We start from the raw sequence: 17,640 nt of genomic DNA, 5'->3' as shown, positions 1-17,640 counted from the left end.
CCGCGCGCGGCCCGTCCACACTTGCCGCATGGCCAAGAAGTCCCCCGAAAACGCCTCCCCGGTCGCCCAGTTCGAGCAGTCGCTCGAATCGCTGGAGCAGCTGGTGGAGCAGATGGAAACCGGCGAGCTGAGCCTGGAAGCGTCGCTCAGTGCTTACGAACGCGGCGTCGGTCTGTACCGCCAGTGCCAGCAGGCGCTGGAGCAGGCTGAACTGCGCGTGCGCCTGCTCAGCGATCCCGCCCAGCCGGAAACCGCCGAACCCTTCGACCCGCCCAGCCATGACGGCTGAGGCATTGTTCGCGCGCTGGCGCGACCGTATCGAAAGCCAGCTCGACGCCGCCCTGCCCTCGCCGGCCGAGGCGCCACAGCGCCTGCACCAGGCCATGCGCTATTCGGTGCTCGGCGGCGGCAAGCGCATGCGCCCGCTGCTGGTGTATGCCAGCGGCCAGCTGTTCGGCGCGCAGCCGGAAAGCCTGGACGCGGCGGCGATGGCGGTCGAATTGATCCACGCCTATTCACTGGTGCATGACGACCTGCCGGCCATGGACGACGACGCCCTGCGCCGCGGCAAGCCGACCACCCACATCGCCTTCGACGAAGCCACCGCGATCCTCGCCGGCGATGCGCTGCAGACTCGTGCTTTTGGTCTGCTGGCCGATGCACCGCTGCCGGCAACGCTGCGCGTGGCCTGCCTGCAGACCTTGGCGCATGCCTCCGGTGCCTCCGGTATGTGCGGCGGCCAGGCCTTGGATATCGATGCTACCGGCCAGCAGCAGACGTTGGCGGCTCTGACCCGCATGCACGCACTGAAGACCGGCGCGCTGATCCGTGCAGCGGTGCGCATGGGCGCGCTGTGCGGCCAGGCCCACGAACCTCAGCTCGCCCAGCTCGACAGCTTCGCCGATGCGCTCGGCCTGGCTTTCCAGGTGCGTGACGACATCCTTGATGTCGAAGCCAGTTCCGAGCAGCTGGGCAAGACCGCCGGCAAGGACCAGGCGCAGGACAAGAGTACCTTCCCCGCCCTGCTCGGCATGGACGGTGCGAAGGCGCAGCTGCGCGAACTCGCGGCCCGCATGCAGTCCACTCTGGCCGGATACGGCGAGGAAGCCGACGCGCTGCGTGCGCTGGCGACGCTGGCGGTGGAACGCGATCACTGATCGCTGGCGGTGATGCTGCCGCGCTGCGCGCTCGCCGGGCATGGCCCGGCGCTACCGCCAAGCAAAAACGCCCGGCAATGCCGGGCGTTTTCGTTTCAGCATGCAGCCGGTCTTACTTGATCAGGCGCAGGGTGAACGGGTAGCGGTACGCTTCACCGTTGTTGGCCTTGACCGCTGCGATGATGCAGAACACCAGGTTGATGATGCCGACGATCGGGGCCAGGATGCCGCCGATGATCACGATCATCAGGATGATGCTGATGACCATGGCGATGGTCACGGTGATCTGGAAGTTCAGGGCTTCCTTGGCCTGGTCGGTGACGAACGACTTGGCAGCATCGTCCTTGTTGATCAGCCAGATGATCAGCGCGCCGATGAAGCCGGTGAAGATGCCCAGCAGGTGGGCAGCCAGGGCCATGGTGCGCTGGTCGGCCGGCACATCGGTGGTGACCGGCGGCGGCGGGACGTTATCGAATTCGCTCACGACAAAACTCCTTTTCATTGGGTGGTCTTGACCCACCAGCACCAAGCTGGTTGGGTCAGGCGGGCATAGCTTACGCCATCGACGCCATCAATCATTACCGGCGATGGTCATCCGCCCCAACAGGATCGAGCCGGTGCGGATGTGCGAGCGCGGGTCGACATCGCTGCCGACCGCTTCGATCGAACGGAACATCTCGCGCAGGTTGCCAGCGATGGTGATGCCGTCCACCGGGTACTGGATCTCGCCGTTCTCGACACGGAAGCCGCCAGCCCCCCGCGAGTAGTCGCCGGTCACCCCGTTCACGCCCTGTCCCATCAGCTCGGTCACCAGCAGGCCGTCGCCCATCTGCCGGGCAATCTCCTGCAGGGAACCGGCGTTGGCGGCCAGCTGCAGGTTGTGCACGCCGCCGGCATTGGCGGTGGTCTGCAGGCCCAGCTTGCGCGCCGAGTAGCTGCCCAGCACATAACGCTGCAGCACGCCGTCGCGGACCAGGGCCGAGGCGCAGGTAGCCACGCCATCACCGTCAAAGGCGGCCGAGCGCAGGCCGCGGCGCATGTGCGGCAGTTCCTCGATCTGCATCCAGTCCGGGAACAGCTGCTGGCCGACGCTGTCCAGCAGGAAGCTGGCCTGGCGGTACAGCGCACCGCCGGACACGGCCGAGAGCAGATGGCCGACCAGGCTGCGCGCCACTTCCGGGGCGAACAGCACCGGCATGCTGCCGGTGGACAGCGACCGTGGCTGCAGGCGGGCAACGGTGCGTTCGGCGGCACGGCGGCCGACCAGGCCCACATCCTCCAGGTCTTCACGGGCCAGCGCACCGGTGTACCAGCCGTCGCGCTGCATGCCATCACCCTGGCCAGCGATCAGCGCACATCCGATCGAATGGTGGGTGCCGCGCTCACGGCCGATGAACCCATGCGAATTGGCGTACACCGACAGGCTCTGCATGCTCGACACCGAGGCACCGTCGGAATTGCGGATCTGCGCGTCAGCCTCACGGCCGGCGGTTTCACAGGCCAGGGCCAGGTCCACGGCCTCATCGGCCTGCAGCGCCCACGGATGCCAGGCATCCAGATCCGGGAAATCGGTGGCCATCAGCGCGGCCTCGGCCAGCCCGGCGGCCGGGTCGTCCTCGGTATGCCGGGCAATGGCGCAGGCCTGCTCGACGGTGGCCGCCAGGCTGGCCTCGTTCAGGTCGCCGGTGCTGGCACTGCCCTTGCGCTGGCCGAAATAGACGGTGACGGCGATGCCGCGGTCACGCGTGGACTGCACGGTCTCCACGTCCCCGAGGCGCACATTGACCTCCAGGCCGCGGTCCTCGCTGCAGCTGACCTCGGCCTGGCTGGCGCCCAGCGCGCGGGCACGGTCGAGCAGCTGCTGGGAGAGGTCGGCCAGCCGTTCCAGCCGGGCCGGGCTGTCGTCACCGACGGCGACTTCAGGGGCGATCACGTTCAATGCTTTATCCTGTACAGGTTGGGCCCGGCATCACGCCGGGCGACTTTTTTTGAAATCAGGTATGGACGATGCGCGGACGCGACGAAGAAACCGGTGAATTCCACGACAAGAGCCGCAGCCAGAACCGGCGCGACGCGCTCGACGTTCTGGCCCTGGGCGAGAAGCTGGTGTCGCTGACCCCGGCCCAGTTGGCGCGCCTGCCGGTTCCGGAAGACCTGCTGCCGCACATCGCCGAGTGCAAGCGGATCACCGCCCACATCGCCCACAAGCGCCAGCTGGCGTTCCTGGCCAAGCACATGCGCCGCGAAGAAGATGCCACCCTGGATGCGATCCGCGATGCGCTGGATGCCAACAGTGAGACCGGCCGCCGCGAAGTGGCGATGATGCACCGTGCCGAAGACTGGCGCGAGCGCCTGCTTGCCGAGGGCGACAAGGCGCTGGCCGCCCTGCTCGATGACTACCCGCAGGCCGACCGCCAGCAGCTGCGCACGCTGGTGCGCAACGCCCAGGCCGAAAAGGCCAAGAACAAGCCGCCGCGCGCCTACCGCGAGATCTTCCAGGTGCTGCGTACGCTGATGCTGCCGGCCGCGCTGGGCCTGAAGGCCAGCGACGACGAGGTCGAGGCCGACGACACGGCCGACGCCAGCGACGAGGACTGAGTCCCCGCCGGGCCTGGCGGTGGCGCTGGCCATCGCCCGGTTCAGGCCTGGGTACCGCCGACGGTGATGCCTTCGATCAGCAACGACGGCTGGCCGACGCCCACCGGTACGCTCTGGCCGTCCTTGCCACAGATACCCACGCCTTCGTCGAGGGCCAGGTCGTTACCGACCATGCGCACCTTCTGCATGGTTTCCGGGCCGTTGCCGATCAGGGTCGCGCCTTTCACCGGCGCGGTGATCCGGCCATCCTCGATCAGGTAGGCCTCGGTGGCCGAGAACACATACTTGCCGCTGGTGATGTCGACCTGGCCGCCACCGAAGTTGACGGCATACAGGCCCTTCTTCACCGACCGGATCATCTCCTGCGGATCGTGCTGGCCGGCGCGCATGTAGGTATTGGTCATGCGCGGCATGGTCAGGTGCGCGAATGATTCGCGGCGACCGTTGCCGGTCGGCGCCATGCCCATCAGCCGTGCATTGAGGCTGTCCTGCATGTAGCCAACCAGGATGCCGTCCTCGATCAGCGTGGTGCACTGGGTCGGGTGGCCTTCATCGTCGATGTTCAACGAGCCACGGCGGCCGTCCAGCGTGCCGTCGTCGACGATGGTCACGCCCGGGGCAGCCACGCGCTCGCCGATGCGACCGGCGTAGACGCTGGTGCCCTTGCGGTTGAAGTCACCTTCCAGGCCGTGGCCGACCGCTTCGTGCAGCAGCACGCCGGGCCAGCCCGGCCCGAGCACCACCGGCATGACACCGGCCGGCGCCGGCACCGCGTCCAGGTTCACCAGCGCCTGACGCAGCGCCTCGCGGGCGAACGCTTCCGGACGTCCCTCGGCGAACAGTTCGGCATAACCATAGCGGCCACCGCCGCCGGCATAGCCCGATTCACGGCGGCCGTTCTGCTCGACGATCACCTGCACGTTCAGGCGCACAAGCGGGCGCACGTCGGCGCCCAGCACGCCGTCGGTGCGGGCCACCAGCACGGTGTCCACGCCGCCGGACAGGCTGACCATCACCTGCTTTACGCGCGGGTCGGCGGCACGCAGGTAGCCATCCAGGCGCTTGAGCACCTCGACCTTGGCCTCGTTGCCCAGGCTGTCGATCGGGTCCAGGGTCGGGTACAGCGCGCGCGCGTTGCCGCGCAGCAGCGAACGCCCGGACTGGGCACCACCTTCACGCGAGATCGCACGCGCCGACTGCGCCGCCGCCAGCAGCGCGTCGGCATGGATGTCATCGGAGTAGGCGAAGCCGGTCTTCTCCCCGGCAATCGCGCGCACGCCCACGCCCTGCTCGATGGAATGGGCACCGTCCTTGACGATGCCGTCCTCCACGCTCCAGCTCTCGCGGCGGGCGTGCTGGAAATAGAGGTCGCCGAAGTCGACACCAGGGCCGAGCAACTGGCCGAAGGTGCGCTCCAGGCCAGCGGTATCCAGGCCACCGGGGCGCAACAGGCGGTCTTGGGCAAGCGTCAGGGCGGTATCAGTCATGGTCTCGATCTGGGGATGCGGGGGCGCTCAGGCAAGCCCCGTGAACAGGAGGGCCACGCTCAGCGCGAGCGCGGCAGGTCGGTGACGGTCGGCGGAATGGCCGGCGCCGGCTTCGGCGCGGGCGGCGGAGTCTTGTCGCGGCTGCGTTCGATCACTTCCACTTTGGGCTCCTTCCATGGACCGGTCACCTTGTACGTGCGGGCGCCGATTTCGCCCAGTGGCTTGGACAATACCGCATTGGTGGCGGCACCGAGCGCAGCGCCCACAGGCCCGCCGGCCACCGCACCGACCACGGTCAGCAGGTTGCCGGCACGCGGGTTGACGTCGATGGTCTGGTCGAACTGCTGATTGCGAAGGTCGGCCTGGCCGCGGATGGTGATGTTCGCCGCCGGGCCCTCGATCAACACCTTGTCGGTACGTGCCATGCCCTGGCCGAACTGCATGCTGCCGTCGATCTGGTTGAACGCGAAGCCCTTGGAGAAGAAGTCGCGGAAGTCGAACATCAGGCGCCGCGGCAGCTGGGTGACGCTGAGCAGTCCCAGCACGCGGCCGGCACCCGGCTCCAGCTCCAGCAGCTGGCCGTTGCGTGCATGCAGATCGAGGGTACCCTGCAGGTTGCCCAGCTGGAAGTCCGACGGACCGCCGCTCCATGACGCCTGCAACTGCGCCCGGCCCGAGCCTCCGCGCAGCTGGCCGCCGTAGTCGAGGTTCTGCATGAGTCCACCGAGGTCTTCGCTGCGCACCTGCGCGGTCAGTTCGGTACGCGCACCACCACTGCGGCCCAGCCAACGGCCGCTGATGTCGATTTCCTGGTCCGGCGCGCGGAAGCGCAGCTCATCCACGTTCAGTCCGTTGCCCAGAGGCCGCGTACGCAGCACCGTCTGGCCGAGCACGACTTTGCCGAACTTGAGGTCGGCGATGTCCAGCGCGAACGGCGGCAGCTTGGCCGGGTCCATGTCATTGGCACCGGCCTGTACCGGCGCCGGCGCGGCAGCACCGGGGGACGGCGGCAGCGACTGCCAGTGCACGCGATCGAGCTGGCCACTGATGGTGCCGCCCTCGGCGTTGGGTACCGTCAAACGGCCTGCCAGCGTAGGTCCATCCAGGCGCACGTCCAGTGCCTGCGGGCCGGGCTGCAGCTGCAGCCGGGTCTGTTCGAAGACGCCGCCGATCAGCATCAGCTTGCCGACCTGCACATCTACCGCACGCAGCGGCATTGCATCATCGTCGCCACCACCACGGGCCAGGCTGATCCACTCCAGCGCGTCCAGGGTCGGGCTGCGGCCGTTGACGGTCAGCCCGCTCGGCGGGGGCTCCCGGTCAACATGATCGCTGCCCAGGGTGACCTGCACGCCGGTGCGGTTGTTGTGGCTGCGCGCAGCCAGGGCCAGCCGCTGGCCGAAGGCTACATCGATTCGGCCGGCGCCCATCGGCAACTGCGCAGCCACCGTGGTCGCCAGCGGCTCGCCGGCGGGTTTGTCCAGCGGCGCCGGCAGGTCAAGACGGGTGCCGACCAGGTCCGAGCTCAGCCGCAGTTCGCTGGGCGGGGCAGGTGCACCGGGCGCGACCTTCGGCAGGTTGACCGCGATGGTCCACGGCGAGACACCGCTGATGTAGGGCTTGAGCCAGGCCATCTCCGGCGCGCGGTCGATCAGCACGCCAGCGTCGAGGTTGGCCGACAGCTGCGATTCAAAAGCCAGTTTGCTGTCGTGCACAAAGCCGCCGGCCCGCAGGCTCAGGCGACCGTCCTGACCGAGATGGCGCACCGCTAGTTCCTCGGCGCCGAAACCACCGTTTCCGTAGCGCGCCTGCCCCTGCATGTTGTCGAAGGTCAGCTGGAAACGCTTGTCGACCAGCTTCACCCCCGCCAGATCTACCGTGCCCTGCAGGTGGCCGCCACCTTCATCATGGTGCAGCGGCTGCAGCAGGTCGAAGGTCACATGCGCCGGACCCGCCGCGGTCAGGTTGTCCAGGGTGTCGCCATAATCCTTGTGCAGCGGGCTCTGCCGCAGCATCGCCAGCAGCTTGCCTGCCTCGCTCTGCGTGTCGGCGCGCACATAAAGCGGCTGCTGGCCGAAGTCCGCAATGCCCGCTTCGAATTTCTGCACGGCCACACCGGCCAGGTCACCGCGCCCACGCATGTCGAAGCCCGGCCCGATGAAGGCAATATCGGCGTCGACCTGGCTCATCAGCGGCCAGTCGTGCTGGAAGCGGATATCGCCGTTGGTGATGTGGCCAGTGGCTTCGAAGCGGCCGTCATTGTTGTCGAACGGCCAGTCGTCCAGGTCACCACTGACCAGACCGATGCCGCCACGCACCTGGCCACCGGCCAGCGCCATGTCCAGCCAGTCGGTAGCGCCCTTGCTCATTCTGGAGTGGATCCAGAAGCGCTTGGCTGCGGTCATCGGCACATCGTCCAGCTTGGCCGCCAGCTGCAGCCAGGGCCGGGTGCCGTCGCCCTGGAACCAGACCCCGCCACGCAGGTCAGCGGCGTAGTCGGTGCCTTCCACGCGCATCGCCGCAGTGCCGATACGCCAGCCACCGCCCTCGTCGCGCCAACCCACCACCTGGCCGGCCAGATGCAGGTCATGGCGTACGCCAAAGCCGGTCGGCCAGTCGAACTGCAACTGGCGCTGCGGCTGCAGCTGCAGGCTGAAGCCATTGGCATCGCCCTCGAAGCGTCCGCCAAGGCCACGCAGGCCAGGCGAATGACCGACGCTGGCAAATCCCAGCGACTGCAGCTCGCCCTGTGCCCACAACGGGCCATCGCGGTCGCCGGACAGCTGCAGCTCTGCGACGTCCAGCTGCGGCTTGGACAGGAACAGCCAGCGGCGCAGGCCGGGGTCAAGGCGGTCGCTGAGCGCCAGTGCGCGCAGCGCGGTGCCGGCCTGTACTTCACCGGAGCTCATCTGCAGCTGCTTGCCGACCTGCAGCTGCAGGCCATCGAGCTGCTGCTCGCCCTCTTCCGTCTTCAAGCGCAGGCGCGGGACCTGCAGCGCCCAACCGTCGGCCTGGCGTTGCCAGCGCAGGCGTGCCTGCAGGCGCTGCAGCTGCAGCTGCGGTGCAGCCAGCTCCGGCATCGGCGCGCCGTCGATGCGTACGTCGCGCAGGTCCGAATCGGTGGTCAACGCCACCGGCGCGAAATCACGCAGGGTCAGCCACAGGTTCAGTTCGCCCTTGCCCTCGCGCAGGCGAACGCCGCCGGCCGCCAGCAGCGGCGACCAGGCATGGAAATCGACCGGGTCGGCACCCAGCCAGGCCTGGCCGTTGCCGCCTGCGCGGTCCACGTCCAGTACCGCGGTCAGCGGCAGCGCATCGGTCTGGGCCCAGGCCCGCACGCCCACCCGCAGGCGCTCGCCGTTGACGCGCAGGCGCAGGTCGATGCGTGGCAGCGTAGTGTCGATGCCGAGGCCAGGCGCATGCACGCCCAGACGACCACCGATCACCTGCAACTCGCCCAACCGGCGCAGTGCGTCCAATGGATCGCCACCGCTGTCGGATCGGGGCAGGCCGCGTACCGACCAGCGCCCGTCCTCGCCCTGCTGCAGGTCCAGCGCCAGCCCACGCAGGCGCAGCTCGGTCAGCGAGCGGCCCGGCAGCAGGCCGCTGTACATCGACACCAGCACTTCGGCCTCGCCGATGGCCAGGCCCCGCCCTGCACCGATGCGCAGGCCCTTCAGCTGCAGCAGCGGACCACGCCGGGTCCAGGCGGTCTGCAACTGATCGAAACGGACCGGCTGGCCGGCACGCTCGCTCAGCCACGCAGCAATCTTTTCAGGATGGCGCTCGGCCAGCGGCAGCAGCTGGCTGAGCGTTCCCACCAGCAGCGCAAGCCCGACCAGGCCGACCGCGCATGCGGCGATGAAATGACGGCGGATCCTTCGCAGTCGCAGGCGCGGCGGCGCGCTCATCGGCCACCGAAAGCAGACAGTCGGCCTGGATCAGAGCAGAACAACATCGAACTGCTCCTGCAGGTACTGCTCGTCCGCCTGGAAGCGGATGCTCTTGCCGAGGAACTCTTCCAGCTCGGCTACGGCCGTGGATTCCTCATCGGTGATCCGCGCCACAACCTTGCTGGACGCGATAACCAGCAGGCGCGCGGCATCGAACTGGCGCACCGCTCGGGTGATCTCGCGGAAGATCTCGTAGGTCACCGTTTCGGTGGTCTTGATGGTGCCGCGGCCACTGCACTGCGGGCAGGTTTCCGACAGCTGGCGCTCCAGGCTTTCCACCGTGCGCTTGCGGGTCATCTCCACCAGGCCCAGCGGCGAGAAGTCGTACACCGTGGTCTTGGCATGGTCGCGCGCCAGCGCCTTTTCCAGCGTGCGCAGCACCTGGCGGCGATGTTCGGCATCGTCCATGTCGATGAAGTCGATGATGATGATGCCACCCAGGTTGCGCAGCCGCAGCTGCCTGGCCACCGCCTGCGCGGCCTCCAGGTTGGTACGGAACACCGTCTCTTCCAGGTTGCGCTGGCCAAGGAACGAGCCGGTGTTGACGTCGATGGTGGTCATCGCCTCGGTCTGGTCGATCACCAGGTAGCCACCGGACTTCAGCGGCACCTGCTTGTCCAGCGCGCGGCCGATCTCGTCCTCCACCCCGAACATGTCGAAGATCGGACGATCGCCGCTGTACAGCTCGATCTTCTCGGCCAGCACCGGCATGTACTTGGCCACGAAGGCCTGCAACTGGGCGAAGGTCTCCTTGGAGTCCACCTTCACCTTGTCAACGTCCTTGCGGATGAGGTCGCGCACCGAACGCAGCGGCAGGCTCAGGTCTTCATAGATGTTGCTGCACGAGGCCGCCTCGCGGCCACGACGTTCGACCACGTTCCAGACCCGCGACAGGTAGGCGACGTCCTCGGCGATGGCCTCGGCCGGCTGGCCCTCGGCATTGGTACGCACGATGTAGCCGTAGCCGCCGTGCTGGGCTGACAATTCGGTCACCAGCGCCTTCAGCCGCGCGCGCTCGGTTTCATCCTCGATGCGCGCGGACACCCCCACCACCTTGGACTGCGGCAGCAGCACCATGTAGCGCGAGGGAATGCTGATCTGCGTGGTCAGGCGTGCGCCCTTGGTCCCGATCGGGTCCTTCACCACCTGCACCACGATGTCCTGGCCGTCGCGCAGCAGTTCGACGATCGGCACGCTGGACGGGGGTGGAAGCGTGGTGTTCTCGGTATCGGCACTGGCCACCGGCGCCGGCCGCACCACGTCGTTGGCGTGCAGGAACGCGGCGCGCTCCAGCCCGACCTCGACGAAGGCCGCCTGCATGCCCGGCATGACCCGCTGCACCTTGCCCTTGTAGATGTTGCCGACCACACCCCGGCGCCAACCGCGCTCGATGTGCAGTTCCTGCAGCATGCCGTTCTCGATCACCGCGACCCGGGTTTCGCGCGGGGTCACATTGACCAGGATTTCCTCAGACATCGGCAGCCTCCCTGGCGGCATCAGCAGTTGTGGCCGGCACGCCGCAGCGCGCCAGCAGACGATCGGTATGCAGAAGTGGCAGCCCCATGACACCGGAGTAGCTGCCGGAAAGATGTTCGATCCAGCGCTCGGCACCGCCCTGGATGGCGTAGGCGCCGGCCTTGTCCAGCGGCTCGCCGGTGGCCACGTAGGCGGCGATGTCGGCGCTGTCGATCGGCGCAAAGGTCACCTCGGAAACGACCAGCTCGCTGTCCAGTCCTTCCGCGCCGACCACCACCACCGCGGTCATCACCTGATGGGTACGCCCGGCCAGCCGCGCCAGCATCGCCCGCGCGTCGCCAGCATCGGCCGGCTTGCCGAACACCTCGCCGTCCAGCACCACTTCGGTGTCCGAGCCGAGCACCCGCGCCTGCGGGTCATCGGCCAGCACCCGGGCCAGGCCGGCACGTGCCTTGTCGGCAGCGACCCGGCAGACATACTGTTCGGCGCTTTCAGCGGGCGCGCGCTGCTCGACGACCTCCAGGTCCAGGGCCTGGAAGGGGCGTCCGAGTCGGGCCAGCAGCTGGTTGCGTCGGGGGGAGCGGGAAGCAAGATAGAGCATCGGCACAGCATAACCTGAGGCCGCCACCTGAATCGTCGGCAACCCCTCGCGGAACGCTTCCAACCCCGAACAGGCTCACAACGCGTTCATCGCTACGACACCACCCTCACCCCACAACAAGGAGATCCCATGCGCCTGACCGCCACCCCGCTGCTGCTCGCCCTGTCCCTCGCCCTTGGAACCTCGATGACCGCCCATGCTGCCCCGTCGTCGCCGTCGATCGCCGCCCCGGCCGAAGGCACCCTGCTGAACATCTCGTCCAACGCCGAAGCCACCCGCGTGCCGGACGTGGCTACCTTGTCGGCCGGCGTAGTCACCCAGGCCGCCGACGGCAACAGCGCGATGCGCCAGAACGCCCAGCAGATGGACAAGGTGCTGGCCGCGATCAAGGCTGCCGGCATTGCCGAGCGTGACGTGCAGACCAGCGGCGTCAGCCTCAACCCGCAGTACCGCTATGCCGACAACGAAGCACCGAAGATCACCGGCTACCAGGCCAGCAACACGGTCAGCCTGAAGGTGCGTGACATCGCCAAGCTCGGCAAGGTGCTGGACGCACTGGCGGCGCAGGGCGCCAACCAGATCAATGGCCCCAGCTTCGAGATCGACCAGCCGGAACCGGTCTATGACGAAGCCCGCCTGGCCGCACTGAAGAAAGCCCAGGCCCGCGCCCAGACCTATGCGAAGTCGCTGGGCCTGCAGGTCCGTCGCATCGTCAGCATTTCCGAGAATGCCGGCGGCGGCTATCGCCCGATGCCGATGATGCGGGCAATGTCGGCCGGCGCAGCGATGGACAAGGCCACCCCGGTCGCGCCGGGCGAGTCGACCGTCTCGGTCAACCTGGATGTGGTGTTCGAACTGGGTCGCTGATCCAGTTCGTCATTGCCGATAAAGGCGGATCCCGCAGGGGATCCGCCTTTTTTCATGCCCGCGGCCGGCACTGGCTGAAGGCCAGCCCAACGATCGCCCCCCTGCCTCTAGGCAGTAGCCGCCGCGCCGCGCTACTGATGCACTGCCAGCCGCGTGCGGCAACCCCGTGATCGGCCCTGGTGCGTTGAGGACTTCGTCACTGGCATGGAGGTGGACCATGGTTCGTACGTATCCCGTTGCATCCCCGCACTTCGACCCCGCCCGCGTTGCCGCCTGGAGCGCGGCCATCGCCCTGCATCTGATCGCGCTGCTGATGTTGCTGATCCCGGCGACCTACCACGCCGTCACCGCACTGCCCCGCGACAACACCACGGTGCGGCTGATCCCGAAGGAACAGCCCAGACCACCGGAGCCGCCCAAGCCGCCCACCGACCCGGAACAGGTACAGGTCAAGGCCGAGCCACGGCAGCAGACCGTGCCCACGCCATTGCCCGCTCCCACCGCCACTGCCGAGGAGGCACAGGGCATCATCCTGCCTGCTGCCGAGCCTGCGCCGGTGCAGGTGGCAGCGAGCATCGACAGCTCCACACCGCTGGCCGGTGCCCAGCTGCAGTACCGCAGCGCCCCGCCGCCGACCTACCCGGCCCCGGCGCTGCGCAACCACGAGCAGGGCACGGTGCTGCTGCGGGTGGAGGTCGACCGCAGCGGCCAGCCGGTGGCAGTCAGCATCGAGCGCAGCAGTGGCTCGCGCAGCCTGGACCAGGCCGCTCGCCAGCAAGTGCTCAGGCACTGGCGCTTCGAGCCGGCCCAGCGTGATGGCGTGGCCGTGCCGGCCATCGGCATGGTGCCGGTACAGTTCTCGCTGCCGGACTGACGTGATCGCCGGCCCGGCTATCTGCCGGGCCGGCCCTTCCGTCCGGGCGGGTACGGACGGAACAGGATCAACTGTTATCAATTAAGCAAAAATTCACGACTTCGTCACCTGTCGGAAACCTAGATTGGTCCGTCCCGGAACCTTCCGGAGACAGCCCTCAACGCTAAGGTTTTCCAGTTAGGAGAGAAGCTGTGAAACACCCGATCCAACGGCCCGCCAGCCGCCGCCGCTGCACCCTGGCATCGTCCATCACCCATATCCTTACCGGCGGCACCCTGCTGCTGGTTGGCGCCGTGGCTTCCACCTCCGCCTTCGCGCAGGAAAAGGCCACCAACCTGGACCGCATCACGGTCACCGGTTCGAACATTCCGCGTACCAACACTGAAACACCGTCCCCTGTGCAGGTGGTGACCCGCCAGGAAATCGACCGTACCGGCAAGACCACCCTTGCCGAGTATCTGCAGACCATCACCGCAGACGGCGCGGGTTCCATTCCCAAGACCTTCGGCAACGGATTCGCAGGTGGTGGCGCCGGCATCTCGCTGCGCGGCCTGGGTGCGGGTTCCACGCTCGTCCTGTTGAACGGACGCCGCATGGCCACCTACGGCCTGGCCGACGATGGTCAGAAAGTGTTCACCGATCTGAGCACCATTCCGCTCGATGCCGTTGAACGCGTGGAAGTTCTGAAGGACGGCGCCTCGGCGATCTATGGCTCCGACGCCATCGCCGGCGTGGTCAACATCATCCTGCGCAGTGACTTCCAAGGCGCCATCCTGCGTGCGTCCTATGGCCTGTCCGGCGATAGCGATGGAGATTCCAAGAAGGCGACCCTGACTGCTGGCACCGGTGACTTGGCCAGCGATGGCTGGAACGCGTTCTTCAGCCTGGACGTCGGCAAGACCGATGCGATCAAGATCAGCGATCGAAAGAACCGCAAGTGGATCGGCACCGGCGACACACGTCCGTGGGGCTACGACGCAGCCGATTCGCAGTTCCTGGGCGGCGCGTATCTGTCCAAGGGCACGGCAGGCGGCGTCGGCCCCAATGGTTCGGTCTTCGACGACCGCAATGTAACCAAGGACAATCCTGCCTTCCTGGTTGCGCTGCCGGGCTGTGCGAACCTCACCACCATTCCGGGCCAGACGGATGCAAGCGCGCAGGCGCAAGGCTGCCTGTGGGATCCGGCGCAGCAGTATCGCGACCTGACTCCCGAAGAGAAGTACATCAACGTGTTCGGCCGTGCCAGCTTCGCTTTCGGCGAAGGCGGCGAGATCTACACGGAGATCGGCTACTCGAAGAAGGAAACGATCTTCAGCAACACCCCGTCAGGCGCTGCGGGTACCTGGGGCTATCCGGGCGGCGTCGTCACCGCGAACAGTGGCTCCAAAGCCACCGTGCTCGGCCCGAACCATCCTGACAACCCGATTCCCGGCCAGGCCTCGAGGCTGCGCTATTCGGCTTGGGATGTCGGTCCGCGCGTGACCAACAACACCAACGAGTTCAACCGTTTCCTGGTGGGTGTCAAGGGCAACTGGGGTGACTGGAGCTACGACACCGCTTACCTGCATTCGGCGACCGACCTGGTCAACAAGCGCACTGGTTTCCTGCGCTACAGCGCCGTGCAGTGCGCACTGGGCAATCCGAACTGCGCAGGTGGCGTGTGGCGCATCGGCGACAATGCCAATCTGAATTCGCAGGCGTTGTACGACTACATCTCACCAACCATCAGCGCCCGTGCGAAATCCGGCCTGGACATGTTCGACTTCACCGTGTCGCGCAGCCTGATGGACCTGAAGGGTGGTCCACTGGGCCTGGCAATCGGCACAGAATGGCGCAAGACCAGCAACAGCCTGACCCCGCAGACCTACACCGACACGGGTGACATCATCGGCCTGGGTTACTCGGCCTACGATGGCACCCAGAACGTGTATGCCGGTTACGTCGAACTGTCCGCACCTGTGCTGGAACAGCTGGAACTGTCCGGTGCCCTGCGATACGACAAGTACGAAAGCGGTGAAGGCAAGGCCACGCCGAAGCTCGGCGTGAAGTGGACTCCTGCCGATTGGATCGCACTGCGTGCCAGCTATGCTGAAGGCTTCCGCGCACCGAACCCTGCCGAAAACGGTGACGGTGGCCTGGCTGCTTTCTCGAACGCATCCGACCCGGTTCGTTGCGCCATCGACTCCGACGAATGTACCGCCCGCACGGTGGCGATCATCACCCGCCCGAACAAGGATCTGAAGCCGGAGGAATCCAAGAGTTACTCGGTGGGCATCGTGCTGCAGCCGACGTCCTCGACCTCGTTGACCGTCGATGCCTGGCAGATCAAGCGCACCAACGAAATCGCCCAGGGCAGCACGACGGCAGCGATCCGGGCCGGCAACGTGGTGCGTGACATCAACAACATCGGCGGCGTTGCCAACAGCGGCAATATCCTCGCAGTCAACACGGCCTACGTGAATGCCAACTCTTCACGTGTTCGCGGCATCGATACCGACATCCGCCAGACCTTCGACATCGGCCCGGGCCAGCTGGAGATGGATCTGCAGTGGAGCCACATCCTGAAGTTCGAGCGAACCGAAGGCACTGAGACCGTCGACTATGCCGGCACCCACGGCAACTGCGACGTCACCAACTGCATCGGCACGCCGAAGGACAAGATCAACTTCGGCACCACCTGGCGGCAGGGACCGTGGAGCGTCAGCGGCGTTGCCAACTACATCGGCAAGATGGACAACACCGATAAGCGCGGCGGCACGTATCAGGCGTTCTATGCAGACGGCACGCCGGTGACGAAGATCTCCTCCTTCACTACGTTCGACCTGTCGGGGCGCTGGAACATCACCGACGCCTTCGAACTCAACGCCTCCGTGGCCAACGTATTCGACCGCATTGCTCCTCTCGATCCGACCACATATGGCGGTGTGAATTACAACCCGATGCACTTCTCTGGTGCGCTGGGCCGTTACTTCACCGTCGGTGCCAAGTACACCTTCAAGTAATACAGACACCATCCGTCAACACAGCAAATTCGAAGGCCCGGGCATCTGCCCGGGCCTTCGTCGTTCTGCCCCTTGCAGGCATGTTCACAAGCACATGGCTACCGTGTGCACGCGGCATCATCGCCGCAGGGGATCTCCATGACCGCGACATCGCAGCGCCTGGGCCTGCCCGCGTTGACTGCACTGGTGGTCGGCTCGATGGTCGGCGCAGGCATCTTTTCATTGCCGCAGAACGTGGCGCGCAGCGCCGGCCCGGCCGCCGCGCTGATCGGCTGGGCCCTGAGCGGCGCGGGCATGCTGATGCTGGCCTTCGTGTTCCAAGCGCTGGCCAACCGCCGGCCTGATCTCGATACCGGCATCTACGCCTACGCGCGCGAGGGCTTCGGCAATTACATCGGCTTCTCTGCTGCGTGGGGTTACTGGGTCGCCTCGGTACTGGGCAACGCCAGCTTCTTCGTGCTGATCTTCAGTGGTCTCGGCCACTTCATGCCGGTCTTCGGCGAGGGCAACACGCCCGCCGCCGTGGCGGCCTCGTCGCTGTTGCTATGGACCGTACACCTGCTGGTGTTGCGCGGCCTGCGCACCGCAGCCATCGTCAACGGCCTGGTGACCGTCGCCAAGCTGCTGCCGATCGCGCTGTTCCTGATCCTGGCCGCTGGCGCGTTCCGCATGGACGTGTTCCGCGCCGATTTCCTCGGCACGTCTGCACTGGGCGATCTCGGCCAGCAGCTGCGCGGCATGATGCTGGTCACCGTGTGGGTATTCATCGGCATCGAAGGTGCCAGCATCTACTCACGTCGTGCCGCCCGCCGCGCCGATGTCGGCCGCGCTACGGTGATCGGCTTCGTGGGTGTGTGGCTGCTGCTGGTGCTGGTCAGCCTGCTGTCGATGGGCGTGCTGTCACAGGCCGAACTGGCAGGCCTGCCCAATCCGTCGATGGCCTATGTGCTGCGCGCCATCGTCGGCGAATGGGGCGCGACGGTGATCATCGTCGGCTCGATTATTTCCGTGCTGGGTGCGCTGCTGGCCTGGGTGCTGCTGTGCGCCGAAGTACTCTATGCCGCCGCGGGTGACGGCACCATGCCCGCCTTCCTTGGCCGTGAGAACGCGCGTGGCGTGCCGGCCAATGCACTGTGGTTGAGCAACGGGCTGATCCAGTTGTTCCTGCTGTTGGTGCTGGTCAATTCCGGCAGCTACACCGGACTGGTGCTGCTGGCCGCATCGATGAGCCTGGTGCCCTACTTCCTGTCCACCGCGTTCGGTGTGCAGCTGGCCTGGCGCGGTCACGCCTACGCAGGTGAACCGGGTGTGCGCTGGCGCGATTTCGCGGTTGCGCTGCTGGCCAGCGCGTATGCACTGTGGCTGGTGTATGCAGGCGGCCTGGACAACCTGCTGCTGTCGGTGCTGCTATACGTACCGGGCGTAGTGTTGTTCGCGCTGACCCGGCGCCAACGCGGCGAACAGGTATTCACGCGTTGGGAGTGGGTGCTGTTCGGTGCGATCCTGATCGTAGCGATCGTCACGCTGGTGGCGTTCTGGCGAGGCAATCTCACGCTGTAGAACTGAGCCCACGCTCGGCTGGTTCATCCGCAGCAGTCGAGCATGGCTCGGTTCTACAACAGCAG

General features: G+C 66.8%; 13 protein-coding genes. 7 read left to right on the top strand and 6 right to left on the bottom strand.

Going from position 1 to position 17,640, the window contains the following annotated elements; translation table 11 throughout:
* Positions 1-28 precede the first annotated feature (28 nt).
* Positions 29-289, top strand: coding sequence for an exodeoxyribonuclease VII small subunit (locus AC13GA_RS06415; RefSeq protein WP_006381978.1), 261 nt, complete (start codon positions 29-31; stop codon positions 287-289).
* Positions 279-1,157, top strand: coding sequence for a polyprenyl synthetase family protein (locus AC13GA_RS06410; protein ID WP_295381143.1), 879 nt, complete (start codon positions 279-281; stop codon positions 1,155-1,157). Before AC13GA_RS06415 ends, AC13GA_RS06410 begins: the two co-directional genes overlap by 11 nt.
* Positions 1,158-1,269: 112 nt before the next feature.
* Here the strand turns inward: AC13GA_RS06410 and AC13GA_RS06405 are convergent, their stop codons facing one another.
* Both AC13GA_RS06405 and pmbA read right to left on the bottom strand, forming a co-directional pair.
* A complete protein-coding gene (locus AC13GA_RS06405) occupies positions 1,270-1,641 on the bottom strand; it encodes a DUF4870 domain-containing protein (protein WP_012511754.1) in 372 nt (123 codons plus the stop codon).
* Positions 1,642-1,728: 87 nt separating this feature from the next.
* Positions 1,729-3,096 (bottom strand): metalloprotease PmbA, encoded by a 1,368-nt coding sequence (gene pmbA, locus AC13GA_RS06400; RefSeq protein WP_482997729.1) that lies wholly within the window; start codon positions 3,094-3,096, stop codon positions 1,729-1,731.
* 68 nt (positions 3,097-3,164) lie between these two features.
* Between pmbA and yjgA the strand changes: the two genes are divergently transcribed.
* Complete coding sequence (yjgA, locus tag AC13GA_RS06395; RefSeq protein WP_012511756.1) at positions 3,165-3,755, top strand: ribosome biogenesis factor YjgA; 591 nt, start codon at positions 3,165-3,167, stop codon at positions 3,753-3,755.
* Positions 3,756-3,796: 41 nt separating this feature from the next.
* Here the strand turns inward: yjgA and tldD are convergent, their stop codons facing one another.
* From tldD to AC13GA_RS06375, 4 genes are read right to left on the bottom strand one after another with little or no spacing between them, the layout of a single operon-like run.
* Positions 3,797-5,242, bottom strand: a complete 1,446-nt coding sequence (gene tldD, locus AC13GA_RS06390; protein ID WP_046983570.1) for a metalloprotease TldD — start codon at positions 5,240-5,242, stop codon at positions 3,797-3,799.
* A 59-nt stretch (positions 5,243-5,301) separates the two neighbouring features.
* A complete protein-coding gene (locus tag AC13GA_RS06385) occupies positions 5,302-9,153 on the bottom strand; it encodes a YhdP family protein (protein ID WP_482997728.1) in 3,852 nt (1,283 codons plus the stop codon).
* A 30-nt stretch (positions 9,154-9,183) separates the two neighbouring features.
* Positions 9,184-10,671: a ribonuclease G gene (gene rng / locus AC13GA_RS06380; RefSeq protein WP_482997727.1), complete on the bottom strand. Its 1,488-nt coding sequence runs from the start codon at positions 10,669-10,671 to the stop codon at positions 9,184-9,186.
* The gene (locus tag AC13GA_RS06375; protein ID WP_046983567.1) at positions 10,664-11,272 is read right to left on the bottom strand and encodes a Maf family nucleotide pyrophosphatase; all 609 of its coding nucleotides are present in this window, start codon (positions 11,270-11,272) and stop codon (positions 10,664-10,666) included. The genes rng and AC13GA_RS06375 overlap by 8 nt, the downstream gene beginning before the upstream one ends.
* A 129-nt stretch (positions 11,273-11,401) precedes the next feature.
* Here AC13GA_RS06375 and AC13GA_RS06370 point away from each other — a divergent pair, with 129 nt between their 5' ends.
* The 4 genes from AC13GA_RS06370 to AC13GA_RS06355 all read left to right on the top strand — a co-directional run bounded on the left by AC13GA_RS06370 (position 11,402) and on the right by AC13GA_RS06355 (position 17,575).
* Entirely contained in the window at positions 11,402-12,139 is a 738-nt protein-coding gene (locus AC13GA_RS06370; protein WP_046983566.1) for an SIMPL domain-containing protein, read from the top strand.
* Positions 12,140-12,356: 217 nt separating this feature from the next.
* Entirely contained in the window at positions 12,357-13,013 is a 657-nt protein-coding gene (locus AC13GA_RS06365) for an energy transducer TonB (protein WP_482997726.1), read from the top strand.
* Positions 13,014-13,204: 191 nt separating this feature from the next.
* The gene (locus tag AC13GA_RS06360; protein ID WP_046983564.1) at positions 13,205-16,015 is read left to right on the top strand and encodes a TonB-dependent receptor; all 2,811 of its coding nucleotides are present in this window, start codon (positions 13,205-13,207) and stop codon (positions 16,013-16,015) included.
* A gap of 138 nt (positions 16,016-16,153) precedes the next feature.
* On the top strand, positions 16,154-17,575 hold the full coding sequence (locus AC13GA_RS06355; protein WP_482997725.1) for a basic amino acid/polyamine antiporter: 1,422 nt from the start codon (positions 16,154-16,156) through the stop codon (positions 17,573-17,575).
* Positions 17,576-17,640: the final 65 nt, after the last annotated feature.

It is taken from the genome of Stenotrophomonas sp. 22DLJC03 (assembly GCF_056861405.1).
The sequence above is the reverse complement of the archived record's forward strand: the minus strand, read 5'-3'. Positions and strand labels throughout refer to the sequence as shown.

What these genes read in the sequence shown, in the direction of transcription:
- AC13GA_RS06415 (WP_006381978.1), top strand. Translation starts at nt 29, where the DNA reads ATGGCCAAGAAGTCCCCCGAAAACGCCTCCCCGGTCGCCCAGTTCGAG.
- AC13GA_RS06410 (WP_295381143.1), top strand. Translation starts at nt 279, where the DNA reads ATGACGGCTGAGGCATTGTTCGCGCGCTGGCGCGACCGTATCGAAAGC.
- yjgA (WP_012511756.1), top strand. Translation starts at nt 3,165, where the DNA reads ATGCGCGGACGCGACGAAGAAACCGGTGAATTCCACGACAAGAGCCGC.
- tldD (WP_046983570.1), bottom strand. Translation starts at nt 5,242, where the DNA reads ATGACTGATACCGCCCTGACGCTTGCCCAAGACCGCCTGTTGCGCCCC.
- AC13GA_RS06385 (WP_482997728.1), bottom strand. Translation starts at nt 9,153, where the DNA reads ATGAGCGCGCCGCCGCGCCTGCGACTGCGAAGGATCCGCCGTCATTTC.
- rng (WP_482997727.1), bottom strand. Translation starts at nt 10,671, where the DNA reads ATGTCTGAGGAAATCCTGGTCAATGTGACCCCGCGCGAAACCCGGGTC.
- AC13GA_RS06375 (WP_046983567.1), bottom strand. Translation starts at nt 11,272, where the DNA reads ATGCTCTATCTTGCTTCCCGCTCCCCCCGACGCAACCAGCTGCTGGCC.
- AC13GA_RS06370 (WP_046983566.1), top strand. Translation starts at nt 11,402, where the DNA reads ATGCGCCTGACCGCCACCCCGCTGCTGCTCGCCCTGTCCCTCGCCCTT.
- AC13GA_RS06365 (WP_482997726.1), top strand. Translation starts at nt 12,357, where the DNA reads ATGGTTCGTACGTATCCCGTTGCATCCCCGCACTTCGACCCCGCCCGC.
- AC13GA_RS06355 (WP_482997725.1), top strand. Translation starts at nt 16,154, where the DNA reads ATGACCGCGACATCGCAGCGCCTGGGCCTGCCCGCGTTGACTGCACTG.